The following is a 24,264-nucleotide window of genomic DNA, read 5'->3' on the forward strand; positions in this document are numbered from 1 at the left end:
AAAATTCCGTTCTATGGCTTGCTCCACCGCTAATACCACATGACATTACATATCCGAAATAACGGAACCGTCACTTTAACCGAATATGCATTATATATATACAATTTGGAACTTCGAGGATACTAGATAGGCACATTAGTACTCGCGTTCAACTGCGTGTGAGGTCGATGATGTGGGCATCGCCAAGCCAGACAGTGACAGCCTGCAGCGAGCCGAAGGTGTGGTCGACCTTGCTGAACGGACGCGGCCGCCCGGCCGGTGGCGGATCGTCCAGAAGTTCAGCGTGCCAGATAGGAGCGTCGTCACCGGCTACGATCTCGCGAACCACACTGCCCACGATTTCGCCGGCGAGGACGAGGTCGTAGCTGCCTGGCGCGAGGCGGTGCAGGGTGTACCTCATCCTCAAGCCCTCACGCCGTGGTCTTCACGGCGCCGCTTGACGAGCCGAACAGACCTGAAGCCGACAGCGGCTTACCGGTCAACATGGCCTGCGCCCGGTTGTTCTGAGCGTTGACCGCAAAGCCGTTCAGGACGGCTCCGAAGGCATCGCCCAGCGCGCTGTAGCCCTGTGGAGCGGACAGTGCTCCCGCGCGCGCCGCAGCCGACTGCGCTGCCTGCGTGGCGTCTCCCGTGGCGTTCAGCGTCGAGATCAGGTTGCCGCGGGCGTCCTCGACGCTGGAACGGGCTTGGTTGGCGAAGTTCTGACCCTGGTCGGCGATGGCCAAGCGTTGCGTGTCGTAGGTCTTCTGAAGCTCGGCGTTCTGGACAGCCTGCGCGGACGAGTTGAGGTTGCCGTCGCGCGCCAACGCGTAGGTGAGGGTCTTCTGAGCTTTCCCGTATTGGTCGTCGAGCTGCGGCAGGGCGAAGCCGGTGTAGCTGTCGCGCTGCTTGTCGAAGAAGGGCTGATCGAACTGGCTGAAGGTGTCGTTGACGGCCTGCGTGCCCTGCCGGATCGTCGCCTGACGCGCGGTCTCGTCTGCCCTGGCCGCTGCCGCCGCCTTGCTGGCGCCGCCGTCTTTCTTGCTCATGTCGGCCGTCTCTCAGTGAGCCGTCGCGGATAGCCGCATGTCGGCGAGGGGGATTGCTTGGGCAGACACGGCGGGCGGGAGGAGCCGCGCCATCTCCATGCTCGCGCACAGGGTGTCGAGATTGTTCGCGATCATGCGCACCATCAGCGGAAGCCCGGCCGGCGCTGCCTCGCGCCGCTCGGGCGACCCGACCGGCTTGGCCCAGGCATTCACGAGGCCGAAGATGGCAAGGCATCCCTGGTGCAGGCTGCTCTCGGAGAAATGGGCCGGAAGGGCGCTGCGCGCGGTGTCCTCGGCCCGGATCAGCGCAGCGACGATCGCGTCACGCTGCCAGCCAGGGATCTGCCCGACCCCATGACCGCGGACGACCGCGGCGAACGCCTCCGAGAGGTTCACGATGATCTGCCCGTCCTCCAGCGACGTCGCGGCCTTCTGCAGATGGGCCAGGATCTCGGGTGCGGCGTTCCTCTCGGACTTCATCGAGCATGTTCCTGGCAGGGCTTCGGGAAGGGGATGATCTCGCAGCCGTTGCGCTTGATCGCGGTCGGGATCACGGCAGCCATGGGTAGGGAACCCGCCCGCCGCAGCGATCTCAGTACGCCATGGAAGCGGAGAATGCCGGCATAGGGCTCGTGCTCGATGGTGTGGCCGGCGCGTTTGCTCGGCGGGCGAAGCCAGAGGGCCAGAAGTCGGTCGGCCGCAGAGAACCCTGCACGGACGTCCTCCACGCCGCAGTGTGGCGGGAGGTATCGTTCACAGCGCTGGCGGCACACAGGGAACAGCCGCCGCAGTTCGGATACCTGCTCGACCGTGAGATAAGTGCGAGCCGCGCGATTGATCAGCACGTTGAACACGAGCTCAAGGTCGAAGACGAGGCCGGCGGCGTTGTCGCGAGTGACGGCGTGATCCAGCCAGAGCCACACGGAGGTGTAGTCGTCGTCTCTGATTAGGGCGGCTTCGATTGCGTTCACGGGATGCTATGGCTCGTAGTGACTTCGAGCAGAATATCACGCTAAGATACTGAAAGTAAAAGAATATCTGCTTCGCCGAACCTGTGACATCTCCATATAGGCGATGCGCCGGACAAAAGTGTCGGCTCGATTTCACAGCCAGAATTTTCCAACACCGCTCGGGCGACGTTTTCGCGCGCGGCGCGGGGGTATACCCCGGGGGTGCGCCCCCACCCCTACCGCTAGGCACCGGACGCTCTGCGACGTTTTGGCAGGTTGGTCAGAAGATCAGACAAGCACCAGACACGCCAGACACCCGCTCATGTCGCCCCAGGCACTTAGCAGCATCATATCAGATGATCGTCTGATCTGTCGGACAACGTACGACGAAAATACATATTCACGGATTAGGCCGTGCAATACTTCGATTGACAGCGGGCCTAGCGTAGCGTCAACCCTAGCTCTCGGAGCCATACACACGAGGTCGTTACATGCTTGAAATCTACTCGCAGCCCGACGTCCGGGCCTACGCCATCGCGAGCACGCTCGGCGCTGCAATCGAGACCGTGCTGATCTGTGATGACATCTCGAAGGAAGCCGGCGAGCGCTTAACGGGGCTGCTCTCCCTGGCCAGGGCCGAGGCCCTGCGCCTCTCCGACGACCTCGATCCTATGGCCGTGGACATCGCCCCGCGCGGACCGTCGTCAGCGGGGCCCTGTGCCGCGGCCGTGATCCGGCTCCAGGCTCGCGAGGCTGCATGCGACGAGCTTCAGGCGCATCTCCGCGACGGAGGTTGACCACAGATCGGGCTTGTATCAAATTGAGCAACGTTGGTCGCTCAATTCGCAACGAGGCGCAAGTCATGGCAGACGGCAAGTTCATCAGCTATCTGCGCGTCTCGACGAAGCGCCAAGGCACATCCGGCCTGGGCCTCGACGCGCAGCGCAAAGCAGTGACCGATTTCCTCAACGGCGGGAACTGGACCCTCCTAACAGAAGTGGTCGAGGTCGAGAGCGGCAAGCGGAATGATCGGCCGAAGCTCGACCAAGCGCTGCGCCTCTGTCGACTTCGTAACGCCACGCTATTGATCGCCAGACTTGACCGCCTATCGCGTGACGCCGCGTTCTTGCTCAATCTTCAGAGTGCGGGCGTCCGGTTCGTCGCCGCCGATATGCCCGAAGCGAACGAGATGGTTGTCGGTATCATGGCCGTCGTCGCGCAGGCAGAACGCAAGCGCATCTCCACCAACACCAAACTAGCTTTGGCAGCCGCAAAGGCGCGCGGCCAGGCTCTCGGTGGCGCTCGCGGCTATACTGGAACGGCGGAAAATACCGCCAAAGCGCGAGCGGTGCGTGCCGAGAAGATTGGCGTCAAGGTGCAGGATTTGGCCGTCGCGTTGGCTGAGATCGACCCCAATAACACGGGCACGCTGCGCAGCGTCGCCACTGCCCTACAAGCCGAAGGCATCCCAACGCCAAGCGGACGGGGCGCTTGGACTGCTACGGCCGTCGCTCGTCTCCGGGCGCGTCTTCAGCCTCCCGCAGTCTAGGAAACGCCATGCTCATTCTCATTGGCTTCGTCGCGTTCTGTCTCGCCTTCGCGGCACTGCCTGTCCTCGCCGGAAAAGCTGCAGGCGCTGCGCTGAAGCAGAAGCCGGAGACGCCCCGGCGCTGAGGACCCTTTCAGTCGAAGACACCACCGGCCGGTGCGTCCTCGTGCTCGATGATGGGCGCGTCCAGCTCGGCCAGCACTCTACGCGCCTGTTCGGCCCGGATGACGAGCTCGGCGCGGGTCATGGTGTGGAGGGCCTTTTCCTCGCTGGCATCGGTCGTCCCGACGCCGGAGAGCTGCACGAGGGCCTGGCGGCCATGACACGGCTCGCGGCCGGGTGCTTCTTGTCTTCGGCGACTTCAATCAGGACGCCGACGCCGACCTTGGCCCCCTCCGTCTTAAGTCGGTAGGCGATGGCGGCCTGAACTTCTTCGAGGACATCCTGTCGGCGCATGAGCACGCCGCCGCGGGAGGCAGGCTGCACATAGCCAGCCGCCTGGGCTGCCACGGTGGGGTCGTTGCTATGGCTCATGTGACGGACGAAAGCCTTTTCTTGGGGGGTGAACAACCCTGACTTCAGTGGCATGCCGATATTCCTATTTAGGATTTCAGTGAAATTATATAGCAGATGCTATACATGCCGCAATCCGACCTCTTGGATCAGGCTTGTCTCCCGACTGATCGAGCGAGGCACCGAGCGCCGGCAGCCTGGACGGCTTCGGCGCCGAACCTCATGACGAGCTTCATCACGCCCGCCTTCTCGCGGCCGAATGCTCGTTCAAGCTGCTTGTATTTCGGCCCGTGCATGAAGGCCTGAGGTCGGACCCCTAGCTCGGAAGCGATCTCGAAGATGGTCATGGTCGGTTCGACAGCCGTCGACGCGGCTTGCGGCGCGAACGCAGCCGTTGGGCCCGGGTCTGACGTAGTCGTCAACTCGACCGGGGGTAGGCTCGGCGTCGGATCGGCGACGGACATTTGATAGACGGCGTCCGCCTTGTGCCGCTCGTCACGATAGGCTGTCTGGACACTCTCGAGCCACGCGGGGCTCTCGACCGATGCGAAACTGACGAGCTGACCGACGACACCTTGAAGTGCCGCTTCCGGGTCGGCATGCCGAACCGTATCGACGAGGGCGAGACCGCTCGTTCGGCGATCATGGGCTCTGTACCGAAAGCACCTGAAGGCCAGCACCGCCGCCGGCCACGCGAGAGCTCGGGGCGGGAGGTCTGATTGACGGTGCGAACCTGTGACAGACGTTAAGTAGTTCTCTAATAGGCCTGTCACAACTTCGCCCCCGCCAGCGCTCCGACCGGCTTCTGAGGACGCGAAGAAGGGTGCGAGGCCACCGTTACCCTCCCGCCCTATCCGCTGACGAAAGGCTGCAGCCCCCTTGGCATCGGTGCCGAAGATGTCGTGAAGCACCTTGGCCGCGTCCGCCGAGGTGTCCGGCACGAGACCACGAGCGAACAGCAACAGCACGAGCGGGACGTCCAGCATCTCGTCTTCCGTCACGGCCGCGTCGAGCGGCAAGTCCGTCTGTGCGTTGGTCACGAGGAAGGAAGTCAGGGGGTTCTCGGGCCCGCGGCGCACACCCCGTGCGCGGCCTTCGGTCTGTTCGAGCTCGGTGGCAACCTGCCGGCGAAAGGCTTCTGCGCGTGGGTCCGGGTGTGCATGAGCCGGGATCCGACGCCCCGACCCGTCGATCATCAGGTGTGCACCCTGGACGGATGGATACCAGCGCTCGCCACATGGAGGTATGAGTTCGCCGAACGCGATCGATGCGCATTGCTCGACCGCCTGCACCGAGGCCTCCGGCCGCCCGACCGTCACCATCGCCGAGACGCCACCCAAACCGTCGTAGCCCCGCGAGCCGTTGAAATGCAGAAGCGCGACGTTCGGCGGGAGATGCGGGCGTAGTGCGTCGACCAATTCCTTGTTGCCGGCGAGCGCCACGTCCGGCCCTCGGGTACCATCCCGCATCAATCGGCCTCGACCGCGGTGGAGAAAGGCTTGCACCTCGACAAAGTGGAGAACCCGCTCTCGCCTGTTCGCAGCCAAGCGCTTCCTAGCTTCCGATCCTCCTCCCACAAGGCCGCTCTTGCCGAATGCACGCTCGATCAGGGCGACCCGGTACACGTTCGTCTCGGACGCCCGTACTTGCGCCTCGACCCGCAAATGCGGGAGCCAGCGTCGTGCCACCTCCGGTACGATCGTGGCGTCGAGGTGCAGGATCGGTCCGTCCGCCCAGTCTCGATGGATCTCGTCCTTCCACCGTAAGCGGACAACGCTATGGCCTTCGTCGTCCGTCGCGAGCTGCAACGTGTGTGGAGCTGTGGACGCCCCTGACCGCAGGAAGGTCGAGACCTCTGTCCAGAGCCGGCGGACGAGCTCGGTAGCGCCACTGCCGCTCCCGTCAGCCTTCAAGGCCGCTGCTGCAGCTTCGGCCGGCAGGTCGCGGCGGATCGGTAGTGCCGCCTGTAGCCCCCGCGTGAGCGCAGCGGCACGGTCGGCGGCGCCCGGCCACAACCCGGCCTCGACGAACGGGTCTCGCTTCAGGAGCCCTTCCTGTCCCTTGAGGGCAATAGCGAGCCGTCGAGCGATACCCAGATACTCGGCTCGACCCGCGCCTCCTTCTGGACAACGCGGGAGGTGCACGACGTCCTCGACGCGGATCTGCACCGGGTTCTTAGGATCGCAACCGCCGAGACAGGAAAGCCAGGGAGCTTCGTCGATCACCACGACGTCGACTGGGTAACCGAGACGCTTCCGTTCGGCCGTCATGAACACGTCCGGCGCCGCGCTCGTCAGCATCGCATGCGGCATGATCCAGACGGAGATGCCCGCATCAAACTGTTGTCGGTAGGCACAGGCGTTACCGGGTATCTGGTCGGGCTTGAGCGGATGATGGTCGCACCCGGCCTTCCCGGATCCACACACGTCCCTGACGTCTCCACCGGCCGTGCGCACTTGGTCCACGAGCGGGTGCATCGGGCACATCAGGCGCTGCGGCCGCGTCGGGTCGGGCCGCCCCGTTCCCCGCCATACGGCGGCGACGATCTCGCCCGCCATTCGGTTCAGACGCACTGCGATATCGTCGGCCGTTACGTGCGTCGGAACGAACACGGCGAAACGCGACGATCGATCGTCGGTCACTGCGCGATGTATGGCGCGCAACGCAGCCTCGGTCTTACCGAGCCCGATGCCTGCGCCGATGGCGATGTGAGGTGAAGGGGGCGCTGGCGACAGGTCGAAAAGGGATCCCGCCGTGCCAGCCTCGCTCGTTTCTGACGATGTCATCGCACCCGCCCCCGCCGTTCGTATGCCGCAGGCAGGATCTCGGCGAACGCAGCCATGACGCCGGCCGAAAGGGCACTGGACGCCTCCGCCACGCTCATGGTCGGAAGCGAGCGCCCTGGATCGCATACGCTTCCGACCGCCGACTGGATGTCCGCCCGCTTTCGCTCCTCCGTCCGCACCCATTCCAGGATCGTGGACAAGCCGAGGATCAGGCGCTCGACGTAGGCGGCCGTGTGCGTGCTCTCCACCCGCGGCGCGTTACGCGCGACCGCGGCGATCGTCTCCAGCATGGCCGTGGCGTCGGCATCCGGCCCGTTCTGGCCGACCCATGACGCAACGGCCGCCTTCATGGGATCGTGAAAGCCCTGGCCGCCAGGCCCATCGCCTATGCTCTTGACGTGGTAGGCGAAGCCACTGCCGTCCGGCTTATACGGGTCTGTCACAGGTTCGCTGATCGATGCCTCGTCGCTCAGCTTGGATGGTCCCGAGGCTTTCGTGGGCGTGGCGATGCCGGAGGTCCGAGGCACAATCGGCATCGGGATCGATACGACCTCGCGCGATCCGACAAGAAGGCCGGACCGGATAGGAACGGGATCGGTGACGCCTTCGTCGCAGACAGGGCGCCCGATATAGTTGGGTTGCACGACGCGAAAGGCCGACGGGTCGACCGGATGGATCTTGCGCCAGCTACTCCGCGGCTTGCCGACCTCCGGGGTCTTCTCGGTCAACCAGGTTTTCAGCTCCTGATTGGACACGGGGCGGTCGAACCAGAAAGCGAGCCGGACGCGCAGGTCGTCCGCGCCATCTGGGCCTTTCTTGACCCCCTGGCTGCCGGTGAAGGTCCACCAGCACGTCACGCCGTGGAAGTGTCTCGGGAGAAGGCTGATCGCATGCCTGATGGCCGCCTCCGGCTCCGTGCGCCAGTCCAGGCCGGGAGGCAGCGGTATGTTCTCCATATCGAGGAGAACCCATCGCCGGGGCACGTCGTCGAAATGGGTTTTCCGACGCAGGACGACTTGCAGCTCGGGATACTTCGGCTCGCCACGGATCACGCAGGCCGTCGGGTTGAGCATGATCGTATCGAGGACCGTAGCCATGGTCCTTATCGAGGCGACTTGGTGCGTAGCCTGATGGAAGCTGTAGGCGCCCGCGTCGTAGTCCTCGATCGCTAGCTTGCCGGTAGAGGGGTCGCGCGTGATGCGCTTGACCATGCGCAACCCTTGGGCGCTTCGAAGCTCGGTCAGGCTGTCCACGAACGGCCCTCCAGCTTAGGCCAACGGGTACGGGACGCGACGTCGAGGGCATGGCAGGCGAGTGCGCGGTCGAAGCGCCGAACGCACTCGATCCCGCGCATCACGCCAGCCCGGTTGTTCTTGCGCAGGTGCGGCGGGATGCGGACGTAATAGGCGATGTCCGGGCCGCCATCTTCGCCCTTGATCCATAGGATGGCGTTGGCCCGACGGCCGGCGCCGTTGGCGCCAAGATCCGCCTTCGTCATCGATCGGACCTGGATGAGGCAGGCAGGATCGGGGTTGAGGAACTGCGCGTTGCCGGCGGCAAAGTTCGGGGTCGGCTGCCACTGAACCGATAGGTCGTCGCCCTTCGCGGCGCGGGCAATGATGGGGACGAGGCTCGTCATCGTCTCGGCCCTCAACGCAGCGCCGCACGAGCGGCTTCGGCACGCTTGGCTCGTCCTGCCGCGCCGCGGTCTGAAGGCGTCCAAGGTTGGGCACTGGCGATGAAGGCCTTGAGGCTCTCCGTTTCCACCAGGGTACGGCCGGCCAAGCGAACCAGCTTCAATCGGCCTTCTTCGGCGGCTCGATACAGCGAGCCTTCCGAGACACCGGCGATGCGGCTGGCCGGCGTCATCTGATGGTGTGGGATCGCTCCCCAATTTGGGTCGACAGACGATGTCTTCGCTGCAGTCGCCGGTGCGTGAGCCGCTCCTCTAATTTGTCGCATGTCTCTCCTCCACGTTGGTGAAGCGAACTTCATGCAGTGGAGGTGTACGAAAAAGAGGGGCTAAAAAATAATCATAAGCTGTTCATTTTGTTGATTTTATTGCCGAAAGTTTCTCGGTCTTTTTTGGATTTCTGACGCGTCTACGTTTTCGCTTAATCGTGTCGATCTTCAGCTCTGAGGCGGTGGCCTCCGCCTTGGCGCTCCCGGCTTTGCCGAACGCGACAACCGCATCAACGATGCCAAGCAAGGCCTCGGATCGCTTTACCGGCGGCCGCCCGCGACGAACCTCTCGAACTTCATAGATCGGCCTCAACGGTTCATCCGGGCGGACCTCCTCTCCAGTGACCGGGTCCTCGATCATCCTTGGACGTTTCCAGCCCACAAGGTATCGCCGCAGCTTCGGCTCGATCTTCACAGGGCCGCGACCATTCACGGGACGTCCTTTAACGCATCCGTTCTTTGTCAGCTTGGTTCGAGCGACCACACGTTTAGGCATTAGGCCTCTACCTCGCCGACTACGCGAAGCGGTATGACTTCTACGGGAGCAAGTGGTGTGATTGCCCGGCGAGCGAGCTCTTCGGTGGCATCGACGATGTAGGCCGAATAGTGTTGCTCGATCATCTCGACGCTTGTGTCATGCAGCGCCGCGACGAGGCGCACCGGCAGGCCTGCACTGAGCCCTCGCACGATGGAGCTGTGGCGAAGGCACAGCATCACCGTAGTGTCCGGAAGCCCTGCTTCAGCGCGGGCCAGGATCCAATGTCGACGTGCTGTTGTGGCTTCAGGCCACGTCTGGCGCTCGACTGGCACCCACGCCACCGACCCCTTCTTCTTTGCGTGGTGCCAGTGCAGCAGCAGAGGCTCGTGGCCACGCCTGCCAGCGAGAGCAGGCTGTAGGCGAGCAATGACATCCTCACCGACAGGGACGGCGATCGGTGCAGGAGCCTTAGCCTCTTGCCCCTTCCGCGCCGGCGGCACCATGATCCGCGAGCGCGCCGCCTGAACGTCACCAACCCTGATGCGGGCAACCTGGGAGAACCGGGCTCCTGTCGCAGCCATCACGAGGATGAGGCGGCCGAAATCACCGGTCTCGTCGACTGCGAAGGCGGCGTCGACCAAGCGTCGGACATCGGCATCGGGCAGCACCTGCTTGCGGGCGTTCGTGTCGCCCGGCAGCGCCTTGGTGCCGACTTTGATCTCGGCCGCTAGGGTCGCGGGCAGCGACCTTCGGTTCGTGCTGAGCGCATGGTTCAGCCCGGCTCGAGTGACAGTCAAGATCCAGTTCACGGAGCGCTTCGAGAGATTGGGAGCAAGCCGTCGACGCCAGGCCAGTATCGCCTCCGCGGTGAGCTTCGACATCGGGATGGTCGCGAAGGCCGCGTCAGCGTGGACGTGCTTCTTGAGCGTGCCACGCATGTAGTTCCGCGGTGTCGCCTTCCGCGCCTCATGGGCGTCGGCATACGCGTCCATTGCTTTAGCGACGGTCAGCGGCTGCTCTGGCTCCGCGCCGGCCTGTTGGCGTTCCTGAAGCTCGAGCTGCTGCCGCGCCCATGCCATCGCCGCGGTGACGGCTGCGGGGTAACTCAATGCATCCGGCGCGGCCCCCGCGTCTGCAGCCTGTGCCAGACGAGCCTCCCTGCGGTTGCCGTCGAGCACCAGCTTGACGGTCCACGTGCCCGGCCCGCTCTTCGGTCTCCGATAGCCGAGCGACACCCCACCCCGGCCACCAGCAATGCCGATCCAGTAGGGGTTTTTGGCCGGCGCGAGACGGGACCGCTTAGCAGTGCTGTCGAGATCAGATCCCTTGGCCATAACCCGTCCCACACAGCGTCTCACACGGAGGTGTGGGTTAGGTATGAGATACGTGACGCTAAAAGGCTATGGCCTGCAGCGTCTTGGGAGCCTCATATTTCTCACCGGCATCGAATAAACAGCTTCCCAAGCTGAATGTCGTCGGTTCGATCCCGATCGCCCGCTCCACTTTTCCCAACCCTTTCCGGGAGATAGTCCGGGAGATTGAGCGGCGGTTCGCGCTATCGGTTGCGGCCTTGGCCAGCCGGTGGGCGCCCCAGTTGGGCTCCTGCGGGAGGGAGATGCGCCAGACCTTCCGGGCCCTGGTGAGCACCCGGCGCAGCAGCTCGGTAAGCGCGTCATTGTGTGGGGTCTCCTGCCCAGAGGTTGACTTGGAGCCCCGCCGCAACGGAGCCGCCGAAGACGTTGAAGTTGATGAGGGAGGTGAGGGACAACAGGGCGGCCGGAAGCACCTGGGCCCGCTGCGCCTTCACCGTCACCGAGGTGTGAATGTCGGTGAGGCCATCCTGTGAGGCCGCCACGCCCCGGGCGATCACCTGGACCGCCACCGGGGTGCCCGTGTCGTCCACCATGTAGGCGATGGCCGGGCGCTTCCCCTTCGGCACCGTGATGGGGCGAGCGAAGACCCACGTGTAGGTCCCGTCAGCCGCCATCGCGACTACGGTTCGCTGGACCCGGGCGGCGTGCGTGTGGTCTGCCCGGGCGTAGGTGACCGCGCTCCCCTGGATGCCGTCCAGCGCCGTGGCCGGGGGCATCGTGTCCGAGGGGGCGGGGATGGTCGAGACCGAGGCCGAGAGGACCGCAACGGTGGCTGCTAGAGTGGAGACAGCCGCCGCGCCAGCACTGGGCCCGGGCGAGATGCCTCCCATGGCCTCACCCGTGGAGTAAATAGTACGCGGACCCGGTGGCGATGTAGAGGTCACCATCCGGTACGCGCGTGATGTTGAGGCCGACGCCCTGGGTCCGCCGGTCGGCGCCCGTCATGTCAGCCTGCGTGGGACGGTCGGAGAGCCCGGGGACCTTGGAGGTGGTCTGCGGGCTCGCCACGCTGTCCTGCTGGATGGCCCCCGCGCCGGCCTCGGGTGTCGCGGCGTAGGCGGGGGTGTTCACGTTGTTGGTGCTCTTGGAGCCACCGCCGAAGCACATGGCCTCAGTCCTCCTGCTCTGGATGGTCCAGCTCGACGGAGAGCGCGGTGTCGTCGTCGGGGTCGAGCGCCAGGGCCTCGGCCTTCTGCTGCTCGAAGATGACCCGGAGGGTGGCCACGAGGTTGGCTTGCCCGGAGTAGACGAGGTGCTGCTCCAGGTTCTCCTCGGCGGGGGCGTAGCAGCGGCCCGGGAAGGAGCCCTCCAGGAACAGGCGGAGGTCTTCGGGGACCTCGGGCCACTCCGCGGTGTGGGGGCCAAGCCCCTGGCGGAGAACCTCCTGGGCGAGGACCGCGTGGTTGTCCGTCTGCATAGGTCGCCATTCCGTCGCTGGAGGAACATGAGGTGCAGGGGCCCTTGTGGAGGACCACGTCGTTGCCCTCGGGGAAGCTCGTGTCTCGTGGGGGCATGGGGCCTCCTGCCGGGAAATCGTCCGGTGAATAGGGTGGCGGGTGGTGCGATCCGGTCGGGCGAAAGCCGCAGGCCGTCGTCTCCGAGGGGCACTAGGCGCCGCGCCTCAGAGGGAAATCTTCAAGTCTCGCAGGGAGTTGATCTAGCGAACCCCTCAGGGCTCAAGCTTTGACGGTGACCTTCCCAAGCTGAATGTCGTCGGTTCGATCCCGATCGCCCGCTCCACCTTGCGCGTCGACCTCTCCGCCTTTTCGACCCTCTCCCGTTGATCTCGCGTTCCGCCCGTTCCCCGTCGCGTTCCCCAGCGCCGGTTCGGCCCGGTTCGTCACGGCCCGAGGCGCACGTCGAAAATTCGCGGCTGCCCCCGATCTTTTCGACGTCGCCGAGTTGGTCATCCTCCTGTCCGCGATTGGAGTCCGGCAAGCCGTGGAGGCACCTCCGCGCGAGGAGCAGGAGGCTGGCGAGCTTCGGACGTGCGGCCGGCAAGTCCACATTCTCGGAGTCTACGGCTTGGACTTCACTGCCTCGAGGTCCGGCCCGCGCCGGACCGAGACGCCCGTCACGCCACGCGTCCGGGGCCGTGGGCCATCAGGGCGGCGAGGGCACCGAGCAGCAGCAGCAGCACCGAATAATACTGCATCGGGATCCAGAACAGCGTGTGCCACGCGCGCAGGACGACGCGCTCTCCGGTGCGCGGATCGATCAACTCCCGACCGGGCCGCCCGTTCACCCGCTACGCCGACGACATGACCTTCTCGGCGTCGGGGGAGGCGGCGGCCAAGGTCGGTCCCCTGCTGAAATACGTGCACGAGATCGTCGCGCAGGAAGGCTTCACCGTGCATCCCGACAAGACCCGGGTGATGCGGCGGGGACGCCATCAGGAGGTAACCGGGCTGACCGTCAACGAGCGGGTCGCGGTGCCCCGCGAGTCCCTGCGCCGCTTTCGTGCGCTGCTCCACGGAATCGAGCGGCATGGGCCGATCGGCCGGCGCTGGGGTCGGAGCACGGACGGGGCGGTGCTCGGCGCCGCCCTCGGCTTCGCCCGCTTCGTCCGGATGGTCACACCCGAGGTCGGCACGCCCCTGGTGGCGCAAGCCAGAAGGCTCGCCGAGCGGCACGGAGCGCAGCCGAAGCGGGCGCAGCCCCGGGTCACCGCATTCCGCGTGCGCTCCGCGCAAGGCATGCCGCCACGCGCGGGCTGGTGGGTTCCGGCGGAGCAGCCCGGCCCACGCCCCGATCCGCTGCTGGTCGAGGCGGACGCCGCCCGGGCCGAAGCGGCCCGCGGCGCGGCGGGCGCGGCCGACCGGCGCGTCGTCCCACCCATCGGTCGCCAGCCCCCGGCGCCGCGACCGGTCCCCGCGCAAACGACGGATGCGGCTGACGCGCTCGCGATGAGGCCCTGGATGGTCGTCGTCGGCGTGTTCGTCCTGTTCCAGGCGGCCGCGCTCCTGCATCCCGGCCTCGGCCTCATCGTCCTCGCCGCCGCCCTGACGATCGGCCTCCGGCGCTGGTTCCGCCGCCGTCGCGACCAGTGACCGACGGCTGTCGGGAGGGCTGGGAAGTAGGAGATCGTCGGCCGCCCCTGCCGCTCCCGACCGGCCCACATCGCAGCGGCGAGTCACCCTGACCCGGTCGGATCCCGGTATTCCGCGGACGGCGGCGGCCCTTTCCGAGGTCGTCAGGACGAAAGGATCGAACGAAATCTCCGGGATGACCGCCGGCTCTCCACCGCGACCCTGTCAGGCGGAGTGTCGTACGCCTGATCCAACGGTCCGACGTGCGAGCTCCAACGCCCGGCATCTCCGGACTTGGAAGCTCGCGAAAACCGCCCGGTGTGGCTTCAGCCCTTCTTTTTGTAGGCCTGAATTGCGTTCTGGCAGCCGGGCGAGAGTTTCGACATGTTCTTTTGGAAGCAGGCCTGCGTCTCGGGGCCGTCCTCGGGCGGCAGGCCGGCGCAGAAGGTCGTGAAGTCGCCGGCGCATTGCAGCTGCAGGGCGGCCTTGTCCTCGTCGGACATCGGTGCCGCCATGGCAGCGCTGGCCGCAGCCGCCGCGAGGATGAGGCTCAACCCAAAACGTACCAGCATGATCTGCTCCCATGGCCCTCGGATGTTGGGGGCCGCGACGGGAAACGTCGGCGCAGGCTTAACCGTTGCACCCTCACGCGCGAAGTCCTCGGTGCGCCACACGGGAAATGACCATGACCGAGAAGAAAAGCCACGGCAGCGAGGCGGCCAAGGAGGCGAACGCAAAGGCCGTTCACGACGGCAAGGCGAACCCGCGCACCGCCTCGTCCGCCCAGGCCGAACGCGACAAGAAGGGCGGCAGAAGCGAGTAACGCGGTCGCGCTCGGCGCCGCGCGCACCAGGATCGCGTGCAAGCGCACCGCTGATGGTCTGCCGATCCGTGGTCGCCGCGACCCGTGGGGCTGCCGCCCTCGTCCGCGGGGGGCTCTCGGATGGAGCGGATGCTCGTCAGCAATTTGCGCGAGGTGCCGCGCCGCGGCTCAGAACGTGGAACCGGTCGGGATCGACGTTGCAGTGGGGCGAGCAGCTTCCCCCGCGGTTAGGCCGGTGTCGGCCCGGGCCGACATCGCCATGGGCACCGGAGCTTGTCCCCGTTCCGGCGCAAGGCGCGCGATCTCGCAGGCGGCGTCGCCTCCTCTCGCGACCCGGGATGCGCTGAACGCGCTCCTTGCCCGCCGTCGCCTCGCAGCGTTGCGGTGACGTCGCGCGTGAGCGAAGTCTCATAGGATCATCAACGCCGCGATCAGCGATCCCACCGCGTCTGCGCCTCCGCGCGATGACGGAGACGCCAGACTGATGGTTCGATCCGGACTCGGGAGGCCGCGCGCCAGCCTTCACGGCGCCGAAATCACCTCCTCCGAACCGTGTTTCTCGCGGTCGTCTCTGATCACGTCGCGGCCGTGGGGGTGCACCGATGACCGGCTGCACCGAAAGGATATCTGCGCCGCATTCGTCTCGCCCGAGACCCCATCGGCGCGTGCCGAGGGACCGCCGAACGAGCCTCTTTGGGTGATCTCGCGGGTCGCAGACAGCTCCCGCAAAGATTCGCGCGGTCAAGTACGTAGTGTTCAAAAGTCGACGCCCGGAGTTGATGCTCATGGAATGAGGTAGTTTTCCTATTTTTCGCAAAAATCCACAGCTATGAATCCAGATTTTGTAACATTTGAATATTCATCTCGAATAAAATGATGATAAATTGATGGAAATCGGTAACTTCCGTTAAGTTTCGAAATCTGTGTGTCGTCAACGGTCCGGCGGATATGGCAAATCATCTCATCCAAAAGCTCGAAAGTCGTTTTGCGCTCAGCGACAGTGATAAGACGGCACTCGTCAGCCTGACATCCAACACACGCGTCATCGAACCTCGTGCGACACTGATCCTAGAGGCGTCTGTCTCGGAGAACGTTCACATCATTCAGAGAGGCATCGCCTGCCGTTACAAGATCCTCCCCGACGGCACGCGGGCGATCTTCGCCTATCTGATCCCGGGCGATGTCTGCGACCTCAACATGCCGCTGTTCGGCGGCATCGATCATTCCATCAGCACGTTCGGTGCGTGCGAGGTCGCGCTCATTCGCCGGGAAGTCCTCGACGATTGCATCACGACCCATCCGACCCTGGGTCGCGCCTTACGATGGGCCGCGTCTCTCGATGAGGCCATCCTCCGTGAATGGGTCGTGCGCAAGCGTCGCCCCTCAGCAGAGAAGCAGGCCGCCCATCTCTTCTGCGAATTGCTGGCCCGCCTCGGCTTGGTCGGACTAACATCGAGAAACAGTTTTGACTGGCCGATCACGCAAGCGGATTTTGCGGATACCCTTGGCCTGTCGGGAGTCCATGTAAATCGCACACTTCAGAAACTTCGTGGGACCGGCCTGATCGAAATCAGGAGCAAGCGAGTATCGATCCCCGATCCGCAGGCTCTACAGAACTATGCCGGATTCAGTGCAAATTACTTAAACAGTTCATACTCACGAGCGTGATGTATGTTTGCATGACCATATATTGTCTTCGATTTGTAAATATATATCCTGCTTGAAAATCAGATTTGACAAAACGGCGCAATTCTGATTCATGGAATGGTCCGGACGTTGATTTGAACACATCTTTAAATGCACAAATCTAAGCTCTATGGGTTCGCAGAGTTGAATGCCTCGATTTTTCTTTGACGTCACCGATACCAGCTCGATGCGTGATGAAGAAGGAATGGAATTTCCCGGGCCATCGGAGGCCGTGGAAGAGGCCAAGAAGTTCCTGCCCCTCGTCGCCTCGGAGGAAGCTCCCGGAGGCGGCGATATCCAACGTTTCAGTTTGACGGTGCGCGACGAAACGGGCCGGGCGATTTACTCCGCGGTCGTCTCCTTCACGGGAACTTGGCTGGCGACCTAGTCTCCGGCGCTCATAGCATGATGCTGAGGCTCGCGCCTCCGAGCTGCTTGAGTGCGTCTCGGCGATCCAGGACAGTCCTTGGTACGTGCCTACCCGAAGCGCCTCTCCGAATTTGGTCCTGACTCGCCTTCCTTACTGCGCGGGTCCCGGTCTCGTACCCTCGTCCCGGCCCACCCAGCCTCCTGCATTCTGCGCTTGGTCCCCTCTCGGATCCGGGGTTCCGGCCGGCCGATGATCACCGACACGCAACAGCCTTTCACCGGGCCCGGCCCAGACGAACGGTCAGGTTCGTTTCTCGAGAGCCGGAGTCGGTGGGCGATGCTGGTAGCGCTCGCAAGATAGCGAAGTCACGGTGACCCGGCTGCGAGGCTCGTCGTCGAGGTCGCCGAGGCCCGCATTCGCCTCACGGTACTCCAGGCGGCTCGCCGGCAGGGCGCCGAGGCGGACGTCCAGGTCGCGGCGGCAGCCGAGCCGTTGAAGGCCACGGCGCTGTGGCCACAGGCGACGGGCTTCACCGAAGCGATCATCGGGACGGGACGGCTCGGAGCGAGCTCGGCGCCGTGCCGATGGAACCCGTCAGGCGACGAGAGGAACGACGTCCGAGCGCACGGTGGTCGGGACAGGTTCGATGTCCAGCTGCGGACTTGACCGAAAGATCTCGGCACCGTCCATACCCATCACCGCATAGCACGTCCGGTTCCGGCCCATCGCCTTGGCCGCGTAGAGGGCGGCGTCGGCCAGGCGGAAGAGATCGGCCGGGCTCCCGCCCAGGCGCGGCAGGGCGAACGCGAGCCCGATGCTGACCGTGATCCGCCCGACATCGGTGCCGTTCGCCGCGACGACCAGGCGTGCGACGGCCGCGTGCACTTGCTCGGCGAGCTGCGCCGCGTCCTCGGGGTCGATGTCGGCGAGAAGGTGGGTGAACTCCTCGCCGCCGACCCGGGCGACGAGGTCGCCCGGCCGTTGAGCACACGCGGAGAAAGCCCCGGCGAGCGCCCGAAGCACGCGGTCGCCGCCGGCATGACCGTACCGGTCGTTGTAGCCCTTGAAGTGGTCGGCATCGATGACGAGGAGCGCGAGGGGAGCGCGACGCCTGCGTGCGTCGGCCCAGGCGCGCTCGAACGCCTCCTCGAAGGCGCGCCGATTGGGCAGGCCGGTCAGGGCATCGGTGCGCGACTCATCCGCCAGTTCGGCCTCGGCCGCGTTGCGCCGCTCGAGCTCCCAGGCGACGAGGAGCGAGAGCCCGACCGTGATCCCGCACAGGGCCAGGACGAGTGTGCCGATCACCAGGGCCCTGGACCGCCACTCCGCCTCGATTTCACGGGTCGAGAGCGCGACGTTCAGGATGAGCGGCAGGGTGCCGACCCTGGTGAAGCTGTAGAGGCGCTCGATTCCGTCGGTTTGCGTTGCGGCGACGAAGCTGCCGCGGCCCTCGCGCTGGAAGCGCAGGAAGTTCGGTGCGTTCGCGAAGTTGGGCGGTGCTCCGGGATCGGGCTCGGGATAGCGCACGATACGGGTGCCGTCGCCGAGGAAGAGGTTGATCGTGCCGGCTTGCCCGAGCTCGAGATGCGCGAACAGGCGATCGAAGTAGGACAGGGACAGGCTGCCGAGGACGATCCCGCTGAATGAGCCCCCGGGCAGGCCCGTGCGGCGACTGAGGACGACGACCGGCTTTCCCACGGACCGGGACATCATGGGTTGACTGATGCCAAGCCCGAGATCGGGATTGGCCTGATGCGCCTTGAAGTAGGCACGATCGGCGTTGTTGAACGATCGGGCCGGCCAGCCGGCGGCGTCGTAGATGCAATTGCCGTACTGGTCGAGGACCAGCAGCGCGTTGAGATCCCTGGCATTGACGGCGCCGTCGAACAGGATGCGCTGGCGGAACTTCGGGCTGAGTTCTTCGAGATCGTACATCGTGAGGTTCTCGACGAGGCTCTCCAAGGCCCGGTCGATGATCTCGATGTTGCGGTCGATGTCGCGCTCGATCACCGTGAGCAGGTTCTTCGCGGTCTGCTCGGCCTTGTCCCACGCATCCCGGCGCAGTTGCAGCAGCATCACCGAGCAGACCGCCACCATGCCGACCGGGACGAGAATGCCGAGCCCGATCCAGGTGCGGGGAGAGCGAATGCAGCGATGCAGAAATCGCGCGAACACGCTCATGCATCCTGCGGGAAGCGCGGGATGAAGCCGGCGGCGACCGGCCGGAAGGCATCGACGATGGTGGCGTCGAGGCGCCCCGTCATGCTCTCCAGGATCGCGAAGGCCTTCCCGCTCGCCATCGGCGCCTTGTAGGGCCGCCGCTCGATCAGGGCCGCATAGATATCGCAGACGGTCAGCACCCGCACGAGGTCGGGGATGTCGACCGCCTTGAGCTTGTCGGGGTAGCCTGAGCCATCGAGCATCTCGTGATGGGAGCGCACGACCTGCAGCACCTCCGGATGGAAGCCCTGGCCGGTCAGCATGGCGTGTCCGATCTCCGGATGACGCTTCATCACCGCCATCTCGTTGGCGTCGAGCCTGCCCGGCTTCTTCAGGATCGCGGTGGGGACGTGGATCTTGCCGACGTCGTGAAGGAGCGCGGCCCGGGTCAGGCGGTGGCATTCCTGCTCGCCGAGACCGAGGGCCTGGCCGAAGGCCGCGGCGAGGCCGGCGACGAGCAGGCAGTGCTGGTGGGTGATGTCGTCGAAGCGGCGCACGGCCCGGATCCAATCGCGGATGCCGGTCTCTTGGATCGCCTGCTCGATGAAGGCGCTGCCGGTGTCGACGACGGTCGGGGTGAACGGCCGGTCCGGCACGAACACGGTCGTGAGGAAGCTGCGTGCCTGGCAGGCCACCTGGAGGGCGCACAAGGGTATGGGTTCGGCGTCCGGGGCGACCGCCGACTGCGCCAGGGACGCGCGCAGGCGGGGAATGTCGAAGGGCGGGCAGAGCGTCCGGGTCGCCCCGAGCGCCAGGGCCTGCATGCGCCCGCGCGGATCGTCCTTGTGCAGCAGGACGACCAGAGGCGCGCCGCCCTGCATCTGCGTGAGAACCCGGCGTAGGCGGGCGGCCGTGTCCGGGCGCAGATCGAGGACATCGACGAGAAGGGTTGAGGCGGGTTCGGTCGGGATCGACGGATCGTGGAGGTCGAGCAGCGCGAACGGCGCGCCGGCGGCCAAGTCCCGCGCCAGACCGGCGCTGCGTCCGGCATCGTCCGTGATCACGAGCATGCAGCCCCTCTGCATGACCACCTGCGCAACCTCAGCCGAACATCGCGTCGACGGCATCCTGGGAGACGGCCGCCGTACCCGGTAGGGCGGGGCCGTTCAGGAGCCCGTCTTCCGCGCCGCGCCGACGCGTCTCCGCCCCAGGCGCGGGCGGCCGATTCGCGATAGGCTTGGCCGCCGCGGACGTCTCGGCCGATCCGGCCCACAGACGCAGCATCTCGGCCACGCGCTCCTCGACCAGGACGACGGTGCGCACCACCTTGGAAATGCGCTGCCCGGTCAGGTCCTGGAAGTTGCAGGCCTCGAAGACGGTCCGCATCTGCGCCTGGATCGCCTCGGCATCCGCAAGGGTCGCCGCGTGCTCCGTTCGGGCGGCGATGCCGCGGGCGAGCGTGTCGACGGTCTCCGCTGCCGTGAGAATGGTGTTGGTGGCCTGCTCGGTGCTGTGGACGACCGCATGAAGCTCGTCGCGGGTGCGCCCGGCCTCCTGCTCCTGACGCAGTTCGGCGATCTCCCGACGCGTCTTCACGATCGCCTCCGAGATCGAGACGAGATGGTGCTGCAGGAGAGCGGTCTGCTCTTCGAGGAACGCGGGCGTGCCCGGACTTTTGGTCATGATGGGTGTCGCTGATCGGCGTTACTCATCCAGTCAGGATGACCCGGATACATTAAGCAAATCGGAATTTAAAAATGTCTATTCGAAAGGGTCAACTTTCCTTTCCTGATTGTCATTGATCCAATATTAAATTTGTCAAATCTATCCGATTGTGCAGCGTCCTGCCCGGATCGGGGAATAATCATGGCGCGGCCCAAGTCGATCGGCCGCAAAATTGCCATCCATTGAAATAGAAATCGTATCTTCGTATATCGGATCGGAATTCTTACAGAATATCTGTGGAATACATCTTCAGATCCAGCCGGCTTCGCACCGCGGGATCACAGTTGTTCAGCAGCGGGTGCGGTCGAAAGAAAGAGAGCGACCTCGGCGGTCAGGCGCGCGGTCTGGCGCGATGACTCGGAGGCTGCGCCCAGCCCCTCGCTGCTGGCAGCAGCCCTCTCCTCGGCGGCGTTCGGCACACCCGCGATGTCGCCGGGCAGTTCTGCCAGATCACCCAGAGGCGTCACCGACCGCAGGGGTCGGGACGATCGGATATCACAGCGTCCGACGAAGGGCTGAGCGAAGCGCAGAGCCGCCTTGTCCGCATGGTTATGGGCTGCTGCCGACATCCGTCAGGACGGAGATCCCGCGCGGACCGCCCTCACGCCGCCCTTGGGCGCGGACGGGCCGAGAGGCAGACCGACCTCGGACGATGCCAAGCAGCTCAGCACGTTCGCGAAGGTGGCGACAAAGTCCACCGAGGTCGATGGCTTTCTCGCCACGGTGCGCGCCGCGTGATCCCGCTCCGAAGCCGAACTTGAACCCGCCCACAAGGGTGGGCATTTTTTCAAGAAATGCGTGCGTTCGACTTGGCCGAACCCGCAATCGGCGGCCCAGATCATTGGATCACGGAGATCCTCGTCACTGACGACCCAGCGATCGATTGATCAGGATATCAGTACTTTCAAGACCATGATCGTAGATCGAGACGGCCCGGGCAAGTCCATCGAAGCGGATGCATACGGGAAATAAGGCCGGGGCGGTGAGCCGCCTCAACGAGGTCCGAGCGCCAAACGACTGAGGCACAGAGGCTTAAAGGACACCGGGAAGTTTGGTGGGTGCACAAGGGTTCGAACCTTGGACCCGCTGATTAAGAGAAACCGGTGTTGAATGTTCAGGCGCATTCAGAAGCGATCAGCCGGACGCCCATATCGGCGTAAGTCTCTGCCAAGAAATTGCTTTCTGGTTGGGCCCGCTGAGTTTTGGCATCAGGGGCAGCCAGGATGCTTCGGCCGTGATACCTATTGCTGCAGCCCAGTTGCGGCCCAGCCCAGCCCAGAGACGATCCGTGGCCCGTCGCGCTTCCTCCGAGAACCTTGTGAAGTTCACCAAAACCAGCGTCGCCGCCCTGGCACTTGAGCCGGGGCAATCCGAGCGGAAGGTTTGGGATACCGAGTGTCACGGCCTTGGTGTTCGACTGCGCGCGAGCGGGAGCGCCTATTGGGTTGTGCAGCCGCCTCGGAAAGGCGGCAAGTCCTCAGTCTTCACCCTGGGCACAGTGAGCGCGATCCCGCTCGCCACGGCGCGCTTAGAGGCGGCGAAGCGGATCGCCAACGTCACTCTTGGGGTGGACGTCACTGCAGAGCGGGAGGCAGCCAAGGCACGGTCGGCTGTCACGTTCGGTAGCGTCCTCCCGCGCTACCTCGCGCGCGCTGAAAGCCGTCTTCGTGCGTCGAGCTTCGGCGACGTGAAACGCTACCTCGACGTCCAATCGAAGACGTTGCACGCGCTGCCGTTGGCCGACATCAAGCGTGCGCAGGTAGCCACGTTGCTGAGCGAGATCGCAGCCAAATCCGGCCCCTTCGCCTCCAACCGCGCAAGGGCTGCGCTTTCAGCATTCTTCAGCTGGGCTGCTGGAGAGGGTCTTACGGAAATTAACCCCGTGATCGGCACCAACAAAGCCGCGGCTGAGATTTTCCGTGAGCGCACGCTCACCGACGCCGAGCTGCGTGCGATATGGCTTGCCTGCGACGACGGTGATTTCGGCCGCATCGTCCAGTTGCTCATTTTGACAGGGCAAAGGCGGGAGGAAGTCGCTGGCATTCGGTGGAGTGAGCTGGACCTCCAGGGCGCAGCGTGGTCGCTGCCATCGGAGCGAACGAAGAACAACCGACGCCACGACATTCCCCTGTCAGCCGCAGCACTGTCGATCTTGGGCTCGGTGCCAGTGCGAGAGGGAAGAAACCTTCTATTCGGCCAACGGGCTGGCGGCTTCTCAGGGTTCAGCAAGGCCAAGGCGGAACTGGATGCGCGAACGGGCATCTCCACAGCGTGGGTCCTCCACGACCTCCGGAGGACAGCCGCCACCGGCATGGCCAACCTAAGGGTGCTGCCACACGTCGTTGAGGCTGTGCTGAACCATGTATCCGGCCACAAGGCCGGCGTGGCAGGCGTCTACAACCGAGCGAGCTACGCCACTGAGAAGCGTGACGCGCTGGACCGGTGGGCCGCGCACGTTCTCATCATCGCGCAGTCGATCAGTTGATCAGGCAGAAGCCCTCTCCGCTTCCAACGCGACGCTCCGGTGCACACCAAGGGGTCGAAGCTACTGCCTTCCGGATGTGGGGCACCGACGCTGGCGCTGATGCGGGCACAACGGGAATGCTGCTGGTCACGGGTTCAGGCCCCGGCAGCGAGGTATATTGCGGTGCCGACCCGACGCGGTGGGAGATGTTGTTGCTGAGGATGACGTTCGGCGACGTATGAAGGTGCGGAGCCACCCCTGTGCCGCGCGAGGTAAGGTGCCCTCTGAGGCCACCAAAGGCTCGGCCGCCACGAGCTTCAGCGGAAGCAAGGTGGCCGAAGAACGCAAGGCTTGCAGCGGCGATCATGATCAATGTGCGCATAGATACCATCCTGTGATTAGAGCATCAGGCGCGCAGAACATTAAAAAGAATTTTTCTACGGACTTAGAATTGTAGGTACGCCCGAGCAACGCCGTGATGGGGCTTCGCACGTTTTGGCCTTGCGTGCCTCCGCTTGAACAGCTACGACGTAAGCAGTTCCAGTTCAAATTCCAGTCGACCCTGTCGCTTGTTGGTCAGCAAGGCGTACCCGCCGGCTGCACCAGTCCCTTGAACTGGACATTTCCATGCCAAATACGAACGTCGTTCTGCGCCTGCCCGCCGTGTGCGAGGCCGCTAGCGTTTCCCTATCCACGCTGCGACGCCTTATGCGCGCCGGCCGTGGCCCACGCATTATCCAGCTGTCCGACCGCCTCATCGGCGTCCGCCGCGTGGACCTGGACGATTGGCTGAACAGTCGCTCTCGCAAGTAGATCAGCATAGGTCCTAGCAGCTATGACCTTGCGTTCGCATGTGTTCGCTTGCGTTCTTATGTCTGGCTTAGTGTAATTCCAGAAAGAACGTCGATGAACACTTCACCTAAGCTCTTCTCGCGGCAAGAAGTTCGGAAGATGACCGGCTGGTCTCTCGTCTTCATCGATAAAAACCTGCCTCGCTTCAAGGTCGGCGGCAAGGTCTTCATCGAACTGGACCCAAAGTTCATTCCCGCCGAGGAGAAGAACCCCCTCTTCCGTGGTGAGGGCTCGCCCTTCGCGCTGGGTATGCTGTTCCAGATGAACGAGGGCAGTCCTTACAGCTTCAGATCGGCGGAATGGGACCGTTTCGGCCGCGAACTCGTGGATGCCTTCCAGGATCACCTGAAGGCGACCGACCAGTACGAGATCATCACCAATCTGGAGTGCGCTCTCGCTTGGTCGAAGACGGGTGAGGGTCAGGACTTCTTCGACAAGCATATCTCGTCACCGGGCCGCCAGCGCCGCTTCGCCGTCTACGCAAAGTAATCCCCCGGCCAGGGCTCAACTGGTCGA

Annotated in this window: 29 protein-coding genes; 9 read left to right on the forward strand and 20 right to left on the reverse strand. The window is 64.6% G+C overall.

Annotated elements, in window-relative coordinates:
- Nucleotides 1-148: 148 nt before the first annotated feature.
- From ACLBWX_RS00955 to ACLBWX_RS00970, 4 genes are read right to left on the reverse strand one after another with little or no spacing between them, the layout of a single operon-like run.
- Nucleotides 149-400, reverse strand: a complete 252-nt coding sequence (locus tag ACLBWX_RS00955; RefSeq protein WP_447675221.1) for a hypothetical protein — start codon at nucleotides 398-400, stop codon at nucleotides 149-151.
- A gap of 10 nt (nucleotides 401-410) precedes the next feature.
- A complete protein-coding gene (locus ACLBWX_RS00960) occupies nucleotides 411-1,028 on the reverse strand; it encodes a hypothetical protein (protein WP_447675222.1) in 618 nt (205 codons plus the stop codon).
- Between the two features lie 12 nt (nucleotides 1,029-1,040).
- Nucleotides 1,041-1,508 carry a hypothetical protein gene (locus tag ACLBWX_RS00965; protein WP_447675223.1) on the reverse strand — a complete coding sequence of 156 codons (468 nt, stop codon included), beginning with the start codon at nucleotides 1,506-1,508 and terminating at the stop codon, nucleotides 1,041-1,043.
- Nucleotides 1,505-1,999 carry a hypothetical protein gene (locus ACLBWX_RS00970; RefSeq protein ID WP_447675224.1) on the reverse strand — a complete coding sequence of 165 codons (495 nt, stop codon included), beginning with the start codon at nucleotides 1,997-1,999 and terminating at the stop codon, nucleotides 1,505-1,507. Before ACLBWX_RS00970 ends, ACLBWX_RS00965 begins: the two co-directional genes overlap by 4 nt.
- A gap of 470 nt (nucleotides 2,000-2,469) precedes the next feature.
- On the opposite strand from ACLBWX_RS00970, the gene ACLBWX_RS00975 reads away from it, so the two are divergent.
- The gene (locus ACLBWX_RS00975) at nucleotides 2,470-2,775 is read left to right on the forward strand and encodes a hypothetical protein (protein ID WP_447675225.1); all 306 of its coding nucleotides are present in this window, start codon (nucleotides 2,470-2,472) and stop codon (nucleotides 2,773-2,775) included.
- 65 nt (nucleotides 2,776-2,840) lie between these two features.
- Nucleotides 2,841-3,527 carry a recombinase family protein gene (locus tag ACLBWX_RS00980; RefSeq protein ID WP_447675226.1) on the forward strand — a complete coding sequence of 229 codons (687 nt, stop codon included), beginning with the start codon at nucleotides 2,841-2,843 and terminating at the stop codon, nucleotides 3,525-3,527.
- 243 nt (nucleotides 3,528-3,770) lie between these two features.
- Here ACLBWX_RS00980 and ACLBWX_RS00985 read toward each other — a convergent pair whose 3' ends face one another.
- The 11 genes from ACLBWX_RS00985 to ACLBWX_RS01035 all read right to left on the reverse strand — a co-directional run bounded on the left by ACLBWX_RS00985 (nucleotide 3,771) and on the right by ACLBWX_RS01035 (nucleotide 12,884).
- Entirely contained in the window at nucleotides 3,771-4,115 is a 345-nt protein-coding gene (locus tag ACLBWX_RS00985; RefSeq protein ID WP_447675227.1) for a hypothetical protein, read from the reverse strand.
- Between the two features lie 74 nt (nucleotides 4,116-4,189).
- Nucleotides 4,190-6,826 (reverse strand): hypothetical protein, encoded by a 2,637-nt coding sequence (locus tag ACLBWX_RS00990; protein WP_447675228.1) that lies wholly within the window; start codon nucleotides 6,824-6,826, stop codon nucleotides 4,190-4,192.
- The gene (locus tag ACLBWX_RS00995; protein ID WP_447675229.1) at nucleotides 6,823-8,079 is read right to left on the reverse strand and encodes a hypothetical protein; all 1,257 of its coding nucleotides are present in this window, start codon (nucleotides 8,077-8,079) and stop codon (nucleotides 6,823-6,825) included. The genes ACLBWX_RS00990 and ACLBWX_RS00995 overlap by 4 nt, the downstream gene beginning before the upstream one ends.
- Nucleotides 8,067-8,465: a hypothetical protein gene (locus ACLBWX_RS01000; protein ID WP_447675230.1), complete on the reverse strand. Its 399-nt coding sequence runs from the start codon at nucleotides 8,463-8,465 to the stop codon at nucleotides 8,067-8,069. Before ACLBWX_RS01000 ends, ACLBWX_RS00995 begins: the two co-directional genes overlap by 13 nt.
- Nucleotides 8,466-8,476: 11 nt before the next feature.
- Nucleotides 8,477-8,695, reverse strand: a complete 219-nt coding sequence (locus ACLBWX_RS01005; RefSeq protein ID WP_447675231.1) for a hypothetical protein — start codon at nucleotides 8,693-8,695, stop codon at nucleotides 8,477-8,479.
- Between the two features lie 175 nt (nucleotides 8,696-8,870).
- Nucleotides 8,871-9,149: a hypothetical protein gene (locus ACLBWX_RS01010; protein WP_447675232.1), complete on the reverse strand. Its 279-nt coding sequence runs from the start codon at nucleotides 9,147-9,149 to the stop codon at nucleotides 8,871-8,873.
- Nucleotides 9,150-9,283: 134 nt separating this feature from the next.
- Nucleotides 9,284-10,600 (reverse strand): tyrosine-type recombinase/integrase, encoded by a 1,317-nt coding sequence (locus ACLBWX_RS01015; protein WP_447675233.1) that lies wholly within the window; start codon nucleotides 10,598-10,600, stop codon nucleotides 9,284-9,286.
- 338 nt (nucleotides 10,601-10,938) lie between these two features.
- Nucleotides 10,939-11,355 (reverse strand): hypothetical protein, encoded by a 417-nt coding sequence (locus ACLBWX_RS01020; RefSeq protein ID WP_447675234.1) that lies wholly within the window; start codon nucleotides 11,353-11,355, stop codon nucleotides 10,939-10,941.
- Between the two features lie 118 nt (nucleotides 11,356-11,473).
- Nucleotides 11,474-11,746 (reverse strand): hypothetical protein, encoded by a 273-nt coding sequence (locus ACLBWX_RS01025; protein ID WP_447675235.1) that lies wholly within the window; start codon nucleotides 11,744-11,746, stop codon nucleotides 11,474-11,476.
- Between the two features lie 4 nt (nucleotides 11,747-11,750).
- The gene (locus tag ACLBWX_RS01030) at nucleotides 11,751-12,056 is read right to left on the reverse strand and encodes a hypothetical protein (RefSeq protein WP_447675236.1); all 306 of its coding nucleotides are present in this window, start codon (nucleotides 12,054-12,056) and stop codon (nucleotides 11,751-11,753) included.
- 657 nt (nucleotides 12,057-12,713) lie between these two features.
- A complete protein-coding gene (locus ACLBWX_RS01035; RefSeq protein WP_447675237.1) occupies nucleotides 12,714-12,884 on the reverse strand; it encodes a hypothetical protein in 171 nt (56 codons plus the stop codon).
- A gap of 16 nt (nucleotides 12,885-12,900) precedes the next feature.
- On the opposite strand from ACLBWX_RS01035, the gene ACLBWX_RS01040 reads away from it, so the two are divergent.
- Nucleotides 12,901-13,689, forward strand: a complete 789-nt coding sequence (locus ACLBWX_RS01040) for a hypothetical protein (RefSeq protein ID WP_447675238.1) — start codon at nucleotides 12,901-12,903, stop codon at nucleotides 13,687-13,689.
- 305 nt (nucleotides 13,690-13,994) lie between these two features.
- Here ACLBWX_RS01040 and ACLBWX_RS01045 read toward each other — a convergent pair whose 3' ends face one another.
- Nucleotides 13,995-14,240, reverse strand: coding sequence for a hypothetical protein (locus tag ACLBWX_RS01045; RefSeq protein ID WP_447675239.1), 246 nt, complete (start codon nucleotides 14,238-14,240; stop codon nucleotides 13,995-13,997).
- Between the two features lie 113 nt (nucleotides 14,241-14,353).
- On the opposite strand from ACLBWX_RS01045, the gene ACLBWX_RS01050 reads away from it, so the two are divergent.
- From ACLBWX_RS01050 to ACLBWX_RS01060, 3 genes are all read left to right on the forward strand, one after another.
- Nucleotides 14,354-14,491, forward strand: coding sequence for a hypothetical protein (locus ACLBWX_RS01050; protein ID WP_447675240.1), 138 nt, complete (start codon nucleotides 14,354-14,356; stop codon nucleotides 14,489-14,491).
- 948 nt (nucleotides 14,492-15,439) lie between these two features.
- Nucleotides 15,440-16,159 (forward strand): Crp/Fnr family transcriptional regulator, encoded by a 720-nt coding sequence (locus tag ACLBWX_RS01055; protein WP_447675241.1) that lies wholly within the window; start codon nucleotides 15,440-15,442, stop codon nucleotides 16,157-16,159.
- Between the two features lie 166 nt (nucleotides 16,160-16,325).
- Complete coding sequence (locus ACLBWX_RS01060; protein WP_447675242.1) at nucleotides 16,326-16,565, forward strand: DUF6894 family protein; 240 nt, start codon at nucleotides 16,326-16,328, stop codon at nucleotides 16,563-16,565.
- 576 nt (nucleotides 16,566-17,141) lie between these two features.
- On the opposite strand, the gene ACLBWX_RS01065 is transcribed toward ACLBWX_RS01060, so the two are convergent.
- The 4 genes from ACLBWX_RS01065 to ACLBWX_RS01080 all read right to left on the reverse strand — a co-directional run bounded on the left by ACLBWX_RS01065 (nucleotide 17,142) and on the right by ACLBWX_RS01080 (nucleotide 21,001).
- Nucleotides 17,142-18,722, reverse strand: coding sequence for a sensor domain-containing diguanylate cyclase (locus ACLBWX_RS01065; RefSeq protein ID WP_447675243.1), 1,581 nt, complete (start codon nucleotides 18,720-18,722; stop codon nucleotides 17,142-17,144).
- Nucleotides 18,723-18,724: 2 nt separating this feature from the next.
- Entirely contained in the window at nucleotides 18,725-19,777 is a 1,053-nt protein-coding gene (locus tag ACLBWX_RS01070) for an HD domain-containing phosphohydrolase (protein WP_447675244.1), read from the reverse strand.
- 31 nt (nucleotides 19,778-19,808) lie between these two features.
- Nucleotides 19,809-20,390, reverse strand: a complete 582-nt coding sequence (locus ACLBWX_RS01075) for a protein phosphatase CheZ (protein WP_447675245.1) — start codon at nucleotides 20,388-20,390, stop codon at nucleotides 19,809-19,811.
- A gap of 320 nt (nucleotides 20,391-20,710) precedes the next feature.
- Nucleotides 20,711-21,001 (reverse strand): hypothetical protein, encoded by a 291-nt coding sequence (locus ACLBWX_RS01080; protein ID WP_447675246.1) that lies wholly within the window; start codon nucleotides 20,999-21,001, stop codon nucleotides 20,711-20,713.
- Between the two features lie 749 nt (nucleotides 21,002-21,750).
- On the opposite strand from ACLBWX_RS01080, the gene ACLBWX_RS01085 reads away from it, so the two are divergent.
- The 3 genes from ACLBWX_RS01085 (at nucleotide 21,751) to ACLBWX_RS01095 (ending at nucleotide 24,237) form a co-directional block, all read left to right on the forward strand.
- Nucleotides 21,751-22,917, forward strand: a complete 1,167-nt coding sequence (locus ACLBWX_RS01085) for a tyrosine-type recombinase/integrase (RefSeq protein ID WP_447675247.1) — start codon at nucleotides 21,751-21,753, stop codon at nucleotides 22,915-22,917.
- Between the two features lie 606 nt (nucleotides 22,918-23,523).
- Nucleotides 23,524-23,709: a helix-turn-helix transcriptional regulator gene (locus tag ACLBWX_RS01090; RefSeq protein ID WP_447675248.1), complete on the forward strand. Its 186-nt coding sequence runs from the start codon at nucleotides 23,524-23,526 to the stop codon at nucleotides 23,707-23,709.
- A gap of 93 nt (nucleotides 23,710-23,802) precedes the next feature.
- On the forward strand, nucleotides 23,803-24,237 hold the full coding sequence (locus ACLBWX_RS01095; protein ID WP_447675249.1) for a hypothetical protein: 435 nt from the start codon (nucleotides 23,803-23,805) through the stop codon (nucleotides 24,235-24,237).
- The last annotated feature ends 27 nt before the right edge of the window (nucleotides 24,238-24,264 follow it).

It is taken from the genome of Methylobacterium sp. M6A4_1b (genome assembly GCF_053345175.1).